Origin of the sequence: Bordetella genomosp. 1 (assembly GCF_002261335.1) — a bacterium.
Taxonomy (GTDB): domain Bacteria; phylum Pseudomonadota; class Gammaproteobacteria; order Burkholderiales; family Burkholderiaceae_B; genus Bordetella.
In genome coordinates, this window is sequence record NZ_NEVL01000002.1 from 551,973 (window position 1) to 565,654 (window position 13,682).

The window sequence follows — 13,682 nt, forward strand, 5'->3', positions numbered from 1 at the left end:
GACATCTGCGACATTTCCGATATCCGCAACATCGATGCCGGCCGCGCGGGCGACGCATCGTGGCAGGGCTCGGCACGGGATCGGCCATATGCCGGCGCGCAAGGGCCGTGCGTGCCGGCCTCCCGGCGACTGCGACGCGATCACATCATAGGAAATTTGCCGAGCGCAATCCTCGCGAATCTTCGCAATTTATCGGACAGAATCGTTAGTGAAAGCCCGGGGGCCGCTCGTGTGGCGGCGTACAGTACGATTCTGTAATCAGACGGATCTATCGCCGGAAACTCGTTTCCTGTTTCCAAGTCTTTGTAGAATTTTTTGAACGCGGGCGGCGATGCCCGCCGGCAGCACGGGCGGCATCGCAGTCCATCCGGCGGGCAGGCCGGGCCCGGCAGGGCGCGCCTCCCGTTTTAGCGCGGAAGTCTGTCGATGAGTCGAAACGCAAGCGCTGCCTTGCTGCTGTACCGGTTGTTGTTGCTGCTGTCCCTTTGCTGCCTCTGGCAGCCCCGGATCGCCACCGCGCAGGTTGCCGACGAAACCACCGTCGAGCTTTTTCTGCTCGGTTCCGCGCCCACGTCCTTCGCCGAGGCGCAGGCCGCCTGGCGCGCGGGCGAGGGCAAGCCCGTCGCCAACGATTACGCCGCCGGCTTCGGGCCGCCGCTCTGGTTCGCCGCACGCCTGTCCTATCCCCCCGACGACGACGCCCACATCCTGTGGCTGCGCGTGGGTCCGTACCACCTCAATCGCATCGACGTGTTCGATCCGGGCGGCGTCACCGGCGTGCAGACGGCCGGCAGCATGGTGCGGCGTACCGAGGGCGTGCGCGGCGAGCGCCTGCCGGTGTTTGCCGTGGCCTACCCGGCCGACACGGCCAGCACGGTGGTGTTCCTGCGAGTCGAGACACGCACCACGCGCAACGTGTTCATCGATGCCGGCAGCGAGTTCGAGCTTTCGGGCGACCGGCCCATCAACGGGCAGGCCGCGTTCTTCTGGGGCGGCCTGGTGGTCACGCTGCTGTGGGTGCTGCTGTATGCGCTCTGGCTGCGGTTCCAGTTCTACTTCCTCTATTCGGCCTATCTGATCTGCATCGCGGTCGGCACCATGACGCTGGTCGGCATGCTGTCCGACTGGCTGCCGGTGGGCAGCTTCAACTACGTGCTGTCGTCCACGCTCACGCTGTGGTTCCTGCTGACGGTCGAAACGCTGGGGCTGGCCGCGCCGCAACGCTATTACTCGGTGGCGTTCAACCGCTATCGCTACGCCAGCCTGGCGGTGGGCGTGCTCGGGCTCAGCCTCGCGGCCTTCGGCCGCTACGACCTCGTCTCGCCGCTGATCCAGTCGGCATTCCCGCCGTTCCTGCTCACCGGCGCCCTGCTGATGCTCGCGCCGCAGTTGCGCGACCAGCTGCCGGCGCGGCTGTGCGCGATCGCGTTCGCGATCGAGTTCGTGCTGACCATCGCGCAGCGCTTCTGGAATCTCGGCGCGCTGCCCGAGTTCCCGTTCCTGCGCGACAGCTACCTCTACAACACCTACGTGCACATGATGGTGATGAACGTGGCGGTGATCGCGCGCATGCACGGGCTGCAGCGCGAACGCCAGGATGCGCAGCGCCTCCTGATCGACCACCTGCAGATCGCCGAGCGCAAGCTCGAGACCCGCGTCACGCAGCGCACCGCCGAACTGCGCAGCGAGATCGAGCAGCGCGAGGCCGCCGAGCAGAACCTGCGGCAGGCCAACCTCAACGTGATCAACGCGCTGGCGGCCGAGCGCCGGGCCACGGGCGCGCTGCACGATCTGTTCCTCATGGTGACGCACGATTTCCGCACGCCGCTGGCCGTGCTGCACCATCACCTCGACGGTCGCGCCGACACGCCGCCGGCCGCGCGCCAGGCCATCGATGACCTCGAACACCTGGTCGATCACACCTTGCGCTCGGTGCCGGGCGATAGCGCGGCGGGGAGTGCGCCGCTGTGTCGCGTCGACCTGGTCGACGTCGCCACGCGCGCGGTGGCGCGGGTGCGCGAGGGCGCGCACCGGCATCGCTTCGAGGTCTATCATGCCGCGCCGCAGATGTGGGTCAGGGGCAATCGCGACATGCTCGACATGATGGCCTGCAACCTGCTGCACAACGCGATCGTGCACACGCCGCCGGACACCAACATCACGGTGCTGGTGCGCGCCGAGGGCAACCAATCGGCGCTGGTGGTGCAGGACGACGGGCCCGGCGTGCCTGAAGACCAGCTCGACGCGATCTTCGAGAAGCGCGTGCGCTGCGCCAACACCAAGGCCACCGGCAGCGGGCTCGGGCTGTACCTCGTGGCGCGGGTGGCCGAGTTCCTGGCCGGACGGGTGCGCGCCGAGATCGTGCGGCCGCACGGGCTGCGGCTGGTCATCACGCTGCCCACCGCCGATCCGAAGCCGGCCGTCGCGGTCGCGCCGGTGCCGGCCACCTGAGGCCGGCGAGCGACATCCGGCGAGCCCCTGCGCGTCGGTTGCAGCTGGGCGGTCTGCAGCGTGCCCATGGAAGTGGGGCGGTAGCCGCCGCCAACGCGAGGCGGCCGGCGCGGGCGCAGCAAACCCGCAGGAATCGTCATGCCCCGTCGTGCGATGCGAGCTTTTGAGAGCAAGCTAAGTGCATAAATCTCTTAGATTTCCGGCAAATGTCGCCGCTTTGTATCGGACCGAAATACGGTCCGACGAGGCGGCGGTCCGGGAGCAGGGATGCATTCTTCGATTCGACAGCGACGCTGCAAGCGCCACGGGCTCGCCCGCGTGGCCTTTGCCGTCGCCCTGGCCGTCGCGCTGGCGGGAGGGCTGAGCGGCGTCGCAGCCGAGCCGGCCACCCCGCAGCCCGCCACGGCGGGCACATCCGCCACGGCCAACAAATCCGCCACGGCCAACACACCCGCCAGGGCCAGCACATCGGCCAGGGCCAGCACATTCGCCACATCCGCCACGGCTGGCACAACGGCCAAGGCCGCCCCCGCATCCCGAGCCGCCGCGTCGCGCTACACGCTGGCCGGCAACCGCCTGCGCGCGCCCGCCGCGCCCTCGGCGGGCGACGCCCGCGATGACCCCGCCGACGCCGCCGTCCTGCCCCACCTGGTCGGCATGGCCTTTGCCCGCTATCCGGCGTTGCGCGCGCAACAGCTTCAGCAGGAAGCAGCGCAGGCCGGCGTGGCGGGCGCACGCTGGCAATTCTTTCCCACGCCCGTCGTCTCGATGGAACGCGCCGCCTATGGCTCGTCCGGCAGCCTGGAACGCGGCGACCGCCAGGTCCTCACGGTGGGCCTGCGCCAGCCGATCTGGACCGGCGGCCGCCTCACCACCAATCTCGACCGCGCGCAGCTGCGCGTGCATCAGAGCGAGGCGGAGCTCGAATCGCTGCGGCAGCAGGTGGCGCTGCGCGTGATCCAGCACTGGAGCGACGCGGTGGCCGCCCACGAGGTCGTGCAGGCGCTGGAGCAGAGCCGGGCGATGCACGAGCGGCTGCGCGCGCTGGTGTCGCGGCGGGCCGCCGACGGCGCCTCGCCCGAGGCCGACGTGCAGCTGGCCCGCTCGCGCCTGGAGTCGGTCAATGCCGATCTGGAAGCGGCGCGCGCCCGTCGCGACACCGCCTTGGCGCGGCTCGCGGTGCTGGTGGGCCAGCCGGTGCCCGAGTCGCTGCTGGTCGATGAGCCGCCGCCCGCACCGGTCGCGGGCGAGCCGGCCTCGGCCCTGCGCGCCGCGGCCCGCGAGATGAGCCCCGATATCGCGCGGGCCCGGGTCGCGGCGCAGCTCGCGGAGCGCGACATCGACAGCGCGCAGCAGGCCATGCTGCCCGAGGTCTATCTGCGCGCCGAACGCCAGTACGGCAATTTCAACCAGCGCGGCGCGCCGCCGGAGAACCGCGTGTTCATCGGCGTGAGCACGGCGTTCACTGGCGGGCTGTCGAACCTCAGCGCCGTCGACGGCGCTCGCGCGCAGTACCGCGCCGCGCTCGAGAACGTGCGCACCCAGCAGCTCACGCTGGACGAACAGGTGACCGCCGATCTCACGCTGGCGCGCGCCACGGCGCAGCGCAAGGCCTCGCTCGCGCAGGCGCGCCGCGCGGCGGGCGATGTGTCGCTGTCCTGGGAGCGGCAGTTCCTGGCCGGCCGCAAGCAGTGGCAGGACCTCATGAACTCCGCGCGCGAACAGGCCCAGACCGACGCCCAGCTGGCCGAGACGATCGGCGCCGAACAACTCACCGGCTGGCGTCTGCTGGTCCTTACCCGCGGCGTGAACGCGCTGTTCCAACCATGAACTCGACCCCGGATTCCTCTTCGCCGCTGTTTCTCGCCCTGATGCGCCTGGCGGCGCTGCAGCGGGAAAGCGTGGATGCGCTGGCGCTGCAGCAGGCCGCGCACGAGGCGCAGGCGGCGCCCGATGCGCGGCAGGCGCTGGCCCGGCTGGCCGGCGCGTTGCGGGTGCGTGCGCCGCGTTGGCGCGCCAGCCCCGACGAGGCCAGCCTGCCCGCGCTGATCGCGGCGCCGGATGGCCAATGGGGCCTGCTGCGCGCCCGCGACGCGGCTGGTCAGTGGGTGAGCGAATGGTTCGACGCGGCCACACAGAAATGGTACGAGCGGGCGTCGCCTGCCCTGCCGGGCGAGCGTTATGCCACGCTGCGTCTCACGCCGGCCTATTCGGCCGCGCAGAGCGCCGTGCTGCGGCTGGTCATGGCGGAGGTGCTGTCGCATCGTGGCCTGCTGCTGGAGGCCGCGGTGGGCGGCCTGGTGCTGGCGGCGATCAGCGTGCTGGTGTCGTTCTATTCCATGCAGGTCTACGATCGCGTGATCCCGACCGCGGCCTATCAGACCCTGCTCGTGCTCACGCTCGGCGTGGCGGTGGCGGTGTTGATCGAATACGTGGGCAAGCGCCTGCGCTCGGGGCTGTACGAGCGCGTGATCGATGCGGTGGACCAGCGGCTGGCGCGGGTGGTCTACCTGCGCTTCCTGTCCGTCCGGCTCGATCAACTGCCGCCGGGCGTGGGCTCGCTGGCGAGCCAGCTGCGCGGCTACGAGAGCGTGCGCGCGTTCCTCACCACCTTGCTGTCGCAGACCGTGGTGGACGTGCCGTTCGCCCTGTTGTTCCTGGGCGTGATCGCGCTGATCTCGCCCTGGCTCGCCCTGATTCCGCTGGTGTTCCTGGTGCTGTCGCTGTCGATGGCGCTCTGGCACGCGGGCCGCATCCGTCAGCTCATGATGCGCGGCACGGCGGCATCCAACCTGCGCATCGGCCTGCTGGTCGAGACGGTGGAGGGCGCGGAGATCATCAAGTCGGGGCAGGGCGGCTGGCGCATGCTGGGCCGCTGGCTGGGCGCCACCGACGAGGCGCGCGACATCGACCTGCAGATGCGCCATCTGAACGAGCTGGCGCAGTACCGCGCGGCGGCGATGCAGCAGCTCGCCTACGCCGGCATCGTGGCCGGCGGCGCCTGGCTCGCGAGCCAGGCCGTCATCACGATGGGCGCGGTGATCGCCTGCTCGATCCTGTCCGGCCGCATCCTCACGCCCATCACCCAGCTCGGCGCGCAGATCAGCGGCTGGGCCAATGTGCGCGCCTCCCTGCAGGGGCTCGACCAGATCTGGCGCCTGCACGACGACCACCACGGCCAGGAGCCGGTCTGCGTCGACACGATCCGCGGCGACTACCGCTTCGAGCAGGTGCGCATGTCGCTGCGCGGCAGAGTGGTGCTCGACGTGCCGCGGCTCTCGGTGCGCGCCGGCGAGAAGGTCGGCGTGATCGGCCCGGTCGGCGCGGGCAAGACCACGCTGCTGCGTCTGTTCTCGGGCATGTACCGCGCCAGCGAAGGGCGCATCCTGCTCGACGACGTCGACATCGGCCATCTGTCCAAGCCGCTGCTTGCCGAGCACGTCGGCTACCTGCCGCAGGAGGGGCGGCTGCTGTCCGGCACCCTGCGCGACAACCTGATCCTCGGCTTGCTCGACCCCGGCGACGAGGCCATCCTGGCCGCCGCCGTGGCCACCGGCCTGTTCCCGGCGGTGATCGCGCCGCACCCGCGCGGCCTGCAACAGGAGATCAGCGAGGGCGGCGCCGGCCTGTCGGGCGGGCAGCGCCAGCTCGTCAACCTCACGCGGGTCTTTCTGCGCAAGCCACGCGTGTGGCTGCTCGACGAGCCCACCGCGTCGCTCGATCGCGACACGGAACGCGGCGTGATCGCGGCGCTGCAACGGGCGCTGCGCCCGGACGACACGCTGATCCTCATCTCCCACAAGCCCGAGCTGCTGCGGCTGGTCGACCGCCTCGTCATGGTGGCGCACCACCAGATCGTCGCGAGCGGCCCGCGCGATGCCGTGATCGAGAAACTCCAGGCGGAGGCGCGCAAGGCCGCCCCCGCCGTCCCGCAGGCCATGACGACATGAATCACGAGTCCACCCGGCGCTATCCCATCCTGTGGTTCATGGCCCTGGCCATCGGCGCGGCGGTCGCCTTCTCCGCCTTCTTCGAGATCGACCAGTCGGTGCGGGCGCAGGGGCAGGTCATCCCCGGCTCGCGCACGCAGGTGATCCAGGCCGTCGATGGCGGCGTGCTGACCGCGATCCGCGTGCGCGAGGGCGACCGGGTGCGGGCCGGCGACGTGCTGGCCGAGCTCGAGCCCGACCGCGCCCGCGCCAGCCTCGCCCAGGCCCAGGCCGAGGTCCTGAGCAAGCAGGTCGCGTTGGCGCGCGCCCAGGCCGAGCTGGCCGACGACGCGCCCGATTTCACGGCCTTCGGCGCCACCGCGCAGGCCTTCGTCGTGGCGCAGACCGGCCTGTACGTCCAGCGGCGCAAGACCCGCGACGAAGAGCTGTCCGCCTTGCAGTCCTCGCTGGCGCTGGCCCGCCAGGAGCTCGACATGAGTCGCCGGCTCTTCGCCGCGGGCGACCTGAGCCGCACCGAAGTGATGCGGGCGCAGCGCCAGATGCTGGATCTCGAGGCGCGCACCAGCACCGTGCGCAACAAGTACTACCAGGACGCGCGCATCGAGGTCACCAAGCTCGAGGAAGAGCTCGCCGCCAGCCGCGCCCGGCGCGACGAGCGCGAAACCGTGCTGCGCCACACCACGCTGGTCGCGCCCATGGACGGGGTGGTGAAGTCGGTCAAGGTCAACACCGTGGGCGGCGTGCTGCGGCCGAGCGACGAGCTGATGCAGATCAGCCCGGTCGACGACGCACTCGTGGTCGAGGTCAAGGTCAATCCGGCCGATCGCGGCCTGCTGCATGCGGGGCTGCCCGTCACGCTGCGCTTCGACGCGTTCGATTCCAACATCTACGGCTCCGTGCCGGGCCGGCTGCGCTACATCAGTCCCGACACGCTCAGCGAACCCGGCGCGCAGGGGCGCGCGCAGGTCTATTACCGCGCCGAGGTCACCGCCAGCTGGGACGACCTGCCCGCCGGCGGCGCGCGCCGCCTGCATCCGTCCGACATCAAGCCCGGCATGATCGCCACCGCCGACGTGCGGGTAGGCACACGCTCGATCCTGGTCTACCTCGCCAAGCCCGTCACCCGCGCCTTCAGCGGCGCGCTGCGGGAGCGTTGAGCGGGCCACGGGCGAGCGCCGGGGTCGGGCCCGGCTCGAAGCGCGCGAGCCCGCGGGTGGCAGCTGTCCGTCGCCGGCCAGCTGCCGCGCGCCGCCCACCCCTCTCTCAACCGGGTTGCTCGCCGCCGGCCGCGGCAGCGGCCGCAATGGCGCCATGCACGCGTCACCAGCGAGGTTTGACGAGCTTGCCTCGCGCAATCAAGCGATAGATTGCCATCCATGCTGCCCGTACGTGCAAACAGGATGTTGCGTTTTCCCCGGGCGGGTTCCTGGCTAGGAGTCACGATGAAAGAAATCAATCCGCTTTATGCCATCGACGGCCGGCCGCGGCTGATCGCGGTCGGGTTCGCCGCCGATGATGCGTTGCTCACCTGCGCCCGTCGCGAGCCCGGCCTGCGGTTCTCGGCCCTGGCCGACGTCGCCCAGCTCGGCCAGGAGGGGCAGGGCGGCCCGCGGGTGCAGGCCTCCGACCTGGCCCTGCTGAGCGCGCCCCGGCTGGGCCGCAACCTGCTGCGTTCGGTGTCGCTGCTGCGCGCGATCGCGCCGGGCTGCCGCATCGTGGTGGCGGATGCGGCCGGGCCGGCCGGCGTGGCCACGATGGCCTGCGGCGCGGATGTCTGCATCTCCAGCTCGGTGTCGGCGCGCGAGTTCGGCGCCATCGTGCAGCTGCTGCTCGACCCGCCCCGTCCCGGCCGCTCGGCGCCGCCAGCTGCGCCCGGCGCGGCGCCCCGCGCCACGTCCGAGCCCCCACTGCCGCCCGCGCCGGCCTCGTTCGTCGCCGAGCCCTTTGCCGACGCGGCCGGCGCCGGGCCCATCGAGGCGGGGTCCATCGAGGCCGGCGCTCTTGCCGCCATGACGTCCGCGCCGCCACCCGCCCAGTCGAGCGTCTGGCGCATCAATCGCGAGCGCGGCGCGCTGGCCTCGCCCGAGGGCGTGCCGGTCTGGCTCACGCCCAAGGAGGCGGTGCTGATGAACGGCCTGTGCATGGCGGTCAACCAGGTGCTGACCCGCGATCATTGGCTGCAAACCTACGACAAACCGGAGGCGGCCACCGAGGCCGTGCGCAACCTGCGCGCCATGGAGCTGGCGGCCGTGGTCAGCCGCTTCAAGCGCAAGGTGGCGGTGCGCACCGGCATCGAGCTGCCGATCCGCACGCTGCGCGGCGTGGGCTACCAGTTCATGGCCGAGCTGCTCGCGGAGCCGCCCCCGCCGGCGGCCGACGCCGTCGCGGTGCCCGCCACGTCCGCGGCGCCCACCTACGCCACGCCGCAGCCATGATGCGCCCTCACGCCCTCACTGGCGGGCTCTCGCTCACGGCCGTCGGCTTCGAGGTAGGCGGCGTCGTCCTCACGCAGTGCGCCAGCGGCCTGGGCTTTCCCACCCGCGTCAGTCTCAAGCCGCTGCACGAGTGTGCGGATCCCGTGCACGCCGCCGGCCAGGTGCAGCCCGACCTGATCCTGTTCAACGCGGAATGCGTCGCTTCGCCGGCTCTGCTCCGGACCCTGTCCCGGCTCCGTGCCGGCCTGCCGTCGGTGCCGCTGCTGGTGCTCGGTGCGCATCAAACCCTCCGGCTCGCGGCCCTGGCCTGCGGGGCGGATCTCTGCAGCCCGGCCCGGCTGGCGCCGCGCGAGCTGCGCGCCATCGTCCGGCTGCTGCTCGAGCGCGACGCCACCGCCGGCCACGGCGGCGAGGCCGATGCCGAGGCTGGCGCGGCGATGCCTGCCGAGTCGGCCGCCACGTCCGCGCCCGCGCTTCCAGTGCCCGCCATCGGCGATCTTTCGTGTGTGCCGCCCGGCGCGCCGCGCAGTGCGCCTCGCGGTGCGCCTCGCGGTGCGCCCACCTGGTCGCTCGATCCGGTCTGCGGGGCCCTCGTCACGCCGGTGGGCGAGCCGATCTGGCTCACCGCCAACGAGGTGCGGCTGCTCCAGGCCATGTTGCAAGCCGAGCATGGCGAGCTCACCGCGCAGGCCTGGGTGCGCGCGCGCGGCCAGGCGGTGCCCGCAGACGCGCCCGACCGCCTCACGGTGCGCGACCTGCCGGTGGCGATCAGCCGCCTGAAGGCCAAGGTCGCGCGCCAGTCTCCCTTCGAGCTGCCCGTGCGCGCGGTGCGCGGCACCGGCTACCAGTTCATGGACGCGCTCTATCTCACCAGCCTGCTCGTGCCCGGCGAAACCTGGCAATACGACGCGCAGCAGCGCGCCCTGCGCGCGCCGTCGGGCCGTTCGCTGCGGCTGTCGCGCCGCGAAAGCGCGCTGCTGCTCGGTTTCCTGGCCTCGGAACGGCGCGTCATCACCAACACCGCCTGGACGACCGTGCAGCCGGCCCGCCGCCGCAGCCGCGATGTCGCCGAGCCCGTCGATGCACGCAACCTCGCCGTCGTGGTGTCGCGCTTCAAGACCAAGCTGCTGCAGACGCTCGGCGAGCCCGTGCCGGTCTGCTCGATCCACGGCCTGGGCTATCAGTTCGTCGGACGCCTGGAGCAGGCGTCGTTGCTGATGCAGCGCCCCGCGGTCGGCTGAGCCGCGGGCGCGATCTCGCGCTGCGGGTTCAGCGGCACACCCCGAATTCGCTCCTCAGCCGCTGAGCGTCCGCAGCTCCCCGGTCAGCAACCCGGCCAGCGTGCGCAGCAAGAGCGCCAGGATCGACAGGCTGGCCAGCGCGAGAAACAGCAGCGCAATGCCATGCGCATACAGGCTCGGGTGGTACTCGGCGTAGTGCAGCGCGCAGATGGCCGAGGCCGCCAGCGGAAAGCTCACCGACCACCACGACACGCGGAACGGGCAGCAGGTGCCCAGGTGCCGCATCTGCAGGCACAGCACCGCCATCAGGAACACGGTCAGGAAATACAGCGACTGCGCAAACACGTCGTGGTTGCCGGTGACGGTGGTGTAGGTCGAATACCCCACCGCGAAGGGGGCCACCAGGATCATCAGCGAAGGCCGCATGCCCTCGGCCATCGGCGGCTCGAACAGCAGGCGCGCGAAGATCAGCGTGAACAGCGGCACCGAGAAAAACAGCCCCACTGCGAGCGCGAACACGGCCAGCCCGCCGTGCACGGGCAGCCCGAGCGCCGGCATGGCCAGGGGCAGGTCGAGCAGACCCACCACCGGCACGATCCATGCCGGCGTGGCGTCGGCCGCCGCCTGGCGCGAGCCCATCCAGCGATTCACGATCCACCAGGCCAGCAGCGTCATGCCGATCGCGCCGATGACCCATATCGTGCGCGCCAGCATCGGGCTGGCCTCCGCGATCACCAACGGCACCAGCAGAAAGCTGATGCACACCGTGCCGAACAGGCTGCCCACCACCGGGTGGCCGAACTCCTTGCGCACCGCCTGCCACGCGCTCAGGCATTTCCAGCCGTAGGCCAGCACCATGGCCACGAACGCCAGCACCGCGATCACGCCGATGCTGCCGGCCACCCACGCCGGTGCGCCGTACAGGCCGCCTGCGACCCGCCAGGCGATCGACAGACCGACCAGCCCCATGACGGAACCAAACAGCCCCACCGGCAGGTAATCGAGCTGGGCGCGCCGACGCGGCAGGCCGGGAGGGATCGGGGATGTCGTGTCCATGGGCTATTTCTTCCTGGAGCTGCGGATGAGGTGGCGGAATTCCGGTTCGGGCACGAAGCCGTCGCGGTTGGGCATGCGGATCGCCGGCAGCGTCGTCGCGTCGAGCTTCGCGTCGTCCGGCAGCAGCCCGTTGCGGTTCAGCAGGTAGGCCGCCAGGGCGTAGTAGTCGTCGTTGCTGAGCGACCCCGGCGCCTGGTAGGGCATGGCGCGCCGGATGTAGTCGTAGAGCGTGGTGGCATAGGGCCAGAAGCTGCCGACGGTCTTGACCGGATGATCGGTGGCGAGCGTGCCGATGCCGCCGGCGAGCCGGTCCTTGAAGCCGCCCTGCGCGTCGGGCCCATGACAGGCCATGCAATGGTTGTCGTAGAGCGCCTTGCCCTGCGCCACGGTCCCGCTGCCCTTGGGCAGCCCGGTACCGTCGGGCAACACGTCGATGTTCCATTGCGCGATGTCCTCGGGCGTGGCCGGCCTGCCGTAGCGGGGCGGCGCGGCCTGCGCGGCGCCCAAGGGCGCGAGCGGAGTCAGCAGGGCGACAAGCATCACGAATCTAGGCGAGTACATTTGTCACTCCTCCCTGCGCGTCGATGGCCCAGGTCTGCTGGGCGTTGTAGTGAAACAGCGCGTTCTCGCCCATCGTGGCCAGCAAGGTCTTGCGGTCCGGCTGCACATTGCCCTTCTCATCGGTCGCGCGGCTCACGATACGCGTGGGCTTGCCGTCCCACGTCCACGCCGCCTCGAAGCGCACCTGCGCCTTGTGCAGCACCGGCGGATTGATGCGCGCCACGTGCCAGCTGTGTCCGCCGTCGGTGCTGAACTCCACCTTCGCGATCTTGCCGCGCCCGCTCCAGGCCAGGCCCGTGATGCGCTGACGGCCCCGTTCGATGCGCATCGTGCCCGAGGGCGAGGTGATGACGGAGTTCACTTCCTGGTAGAGCTGGAACTGGCGTGATTTCCCGCTCGGCAGCAGCTGCGTGTAGCGGTCGGTCTCCCAGCGCGTCATGAAGGGCTGCTTGCCGAACTTCAAGCGCCGCAGCCACTTGATGCTGAGGTTGCCTTCCATGCCGGGCACCAGCAGCCGCATCGGAAAGCCATGCGCGGGCCGCAGTGGCTCGCCGTTCTGCGCATAGGCCACCAGCACATCGGACAGCACGTCGGGTGTGAGCGGAATGCTGCGCGCCACGCCCGCGGCATCGCCGCCCTCGGCCAGCATCCAGGTCGCGTCGCGATCCACGCCGGCCACTTCCATCAGGTAGCTCAGGGGCACGCCGGCCCATTCGTGCATGCTGACCAGACCGTGGGTTTCCTGCACAGTCAGGGTCGGATCCGCCTTCTTCCAGTTGGCCCAGCCGTTGCCGGAACACTCCATGAAATGCAGCCGCGAGAGCGAGGGCATGGCTTTGAGGTCGGGCAGTGCGAGCACCACGGGATTGCGCACCATGCCGTGGATCAGCAGCCGGTGCCGGGCCGGATCGAGATCCGGCGAGCCCGAGTGGCTGCGCTCGTAGTGCAGGTCCGAGGGCGTCACCGTGCCCTCGAGCTTGTCCAGCGGCGTCTTCGAATTGATCGCGAGAACGGGGTCGACGTTCAGCTTGCCGGGCGACGACTCGGTGATGCGGGCCAGCGCGACGTGGGTCGAACGTTTGCTGTTCAGGCTGATCGGGTCGCCCGGCACCCGGGGCGGCACGTCCGCCAGGGTCTCGGCCAATGCGGGGGCGGCCAGCGCGGCGGCGACGCCGGCGCCCGCGGCATTGAGAAACTTGCGCCGCGACAGCCGCGCGCTGTCGGCCAGCAGGGCACAGGTCTGCGCGTCTTCGTCCTGCGTCGTGGTGTCAGGCGGCCCGGCGCGCCGTGGCGCATGGGGCCGTGGGTGCGGGGCCGGTGTGTCATCGATTGCCATGGAGAGACTCCTTGATAGCGAGCACGACTGGGAAAGCGCCCGGCGCCGGCAGCGGCATGCGCCGGGCGGGGCGCTGGCGGGATCAGGGCGCGATGGCCGCGGCCAGCAGCGTCTCGGCCGGCGCGAGACGCTCGGCCATGCCTGCGGGCAGCCCGTGCTTGCCCTCGTATGCAGCCGAGGTGTCGTAGACGACCCAGGTGCGGCCGGCCTCGTCTTCCCGCACCAGCACCCGCAGCGGCAGGGCCAGCGCGAAGTCGGGCGCGGCCAGCATCAGCGGCGTGCCGGCCTTGGGGCTGCCATAGATCAGCACCGTGGTGGGCGGCATCGCGAGGCCGTCGGCCTGGGCCGCGGCCTGGTGATCGATCGTCGCGAACACTTTCAGCCCCTTGGCGGCGAAGGCCGCGCGCAGACGCTGGAGGGTGTCGGAGAAGGAATGTGCGCTCGCGAGTTTCATGGTGTGGGCTCCCTGGGGTGCCGCGAACGCGGCGGCGCTGACGAGCAGCATGGCGGCGACCGCGCCGTGTCGGACGGATCTGATGAGCAGCTTGGGCAGAGGCATGAGCGATATCTCCAAGTTGAGCCGGGATCGATGGCGGTGGTGGACCGCGCGGCGCGACGAGGAGAAGTTCAAGCCTGTGCACGCCGCTACCCG

At 70.9% G+C, this 13,682-nt stretch carries 10 protein-coding genes; 6 read left to right on the forward strand and 4 right to left on the reverse strand.

Annotated features, from left to right (window positions below; genetic code table 11):
• Positions 1–426 precede the first annotated feature (426 nt).
• The 6 genes from CEG14_RS07700 to CEG14_RS07725 all read left to right on the forward strand — a co-directional run bounded on the left by CEG14_RS07700 (position 427) and on the right by CEG14_RS07725 (position 10,077).
• The gene (locus CEG14_RS07700; protein ID WP_094825765.1) at positions 427–2,451 is read left to right on the forward strand and encodes a sensor histidine kinase; all 2,025 of its coding nucleotides are present in this window, start codon (positions 427–429) and stop codon (positions 2,449–2,451) included.
• Between the two features lie 267 nt (positions 2,452–2,718).
• A complete protein-coding gene (locus CEG14_RS07705; protein ID WP_143277182.1) occupies positions 2,719–4,281 on the forward strand; it encodes a TolC family protein in 1,563 nt (520 codons plus the stop codon).
• Complete coding sequence (locus tag CEG14_RS07710; RefSeq protein ID WP_094825767.1) at positions 4,278–6,401, forward strand: ATP-binding cassette domain-containing protein; 2,124 nt, start codon at positions 4,278–4,280, stop codon at positions 6,399–6,401. The genes CEG14_RS07705 and CEG14_RS07710 overlap by 4 nt, the downstream gene beginning before the upstream one ends.
• Positions 6,398–7,558, forward strand: coding sequence for an HlyD family efflux transporter periplasmic adaptor subunit (locus CEG14_RS07715; RefSeq protein ID WP_094825768.1), 1,161 nt, complete (start codon positions 6,398–6,400; stop codon positions 7,556–7,558). Before CEG14_RS07710 ends, CEG14_RS07715 begins: the two co-directional genes overlap by 4 nt.
• Before the next feature lie 285 nt (positions 7,559–7,843).
• Entirely contained in the window at positions 7,844–8,836 is a 993-nt protein-coding gene (locus CEG14_RS07720; RefSeq protein ID WP_094825769.1) for a winged helix-turn-helix domain-containing protein, read from the forward strand.
• Positions 8,833–10,077, forward strand: a complete 1,245-nt coding sequence (locus tag CEG14_RS07725; protein WP_094825770.1) for a hypothetical protein — start codon at positions 8,833–8,835, stop codon at positions 10,075–10,077. The genes CEG14_RS07720 and CEG14_RS07725 overlap by 4 nt, the downstream gene beginning before the upstream one ends.
• Before the next feature lie 54 nt (positions 10,078–10,131).
• Here CEG14_RS07725 and CEG14_RS07730 read toward each other — a convergent pair whose 3' ends face one another.
• From CEG14_RS07730 to CEG14_RS07745, 4 genes are all read right to left on the reverse strand, one after another.
• On the reverse strand, positions 10,132–11,133 hold the full coding sequence (locus tag CEG14_RS07730) for an SLAC1 anion channel family protein (protein ID WP_094825771.1): 1,002 nt from the start codon (positions 11,131–11,133) through the stop codon (positions 10,132–10,134).
• Between the two features lie 3 nt (positions 11,134–11,136).
• Positions 11,137–11,694, reverse strand: coding sequence for a c-type cytochrome (locus CEG14_RS07735; protein ID WP_094825772.1), 558 nt, complete (start codon positions 11,692–11,694; stop codon positions 11,137–11,139).
• Positions 11,681–13,030, reverse strand: a complete 1,350-nt coding sequence (gene soxC / locus CEG14_RS07740; protein ID WP_094825773.1) for a sulfite dehydrogenase — start codon at positions 13,028–13,030, stop codon at positions 11,681–11,683. Before soxC ends, CEG14_RS07735 begins: the two co-directional genes overlap by 14 nt.
• Positions 13,031–13,112: 82 nt before the next feature.
• The gene (locus tag CEG14_RS07745; protein ID WP_256985601.1) at positions 13,113–13,589 is read right to left on the reverse strand and encodes a DUF302 domain-containing protein; all 477 of its coding nucleotides are present in this window, start codon (positions 13,587–13,589) and stop codon (positions 13,113–13,115) included.
• Between the last annotated feature and the right edge of the window lie 93 nt (positions 13,590–13,682).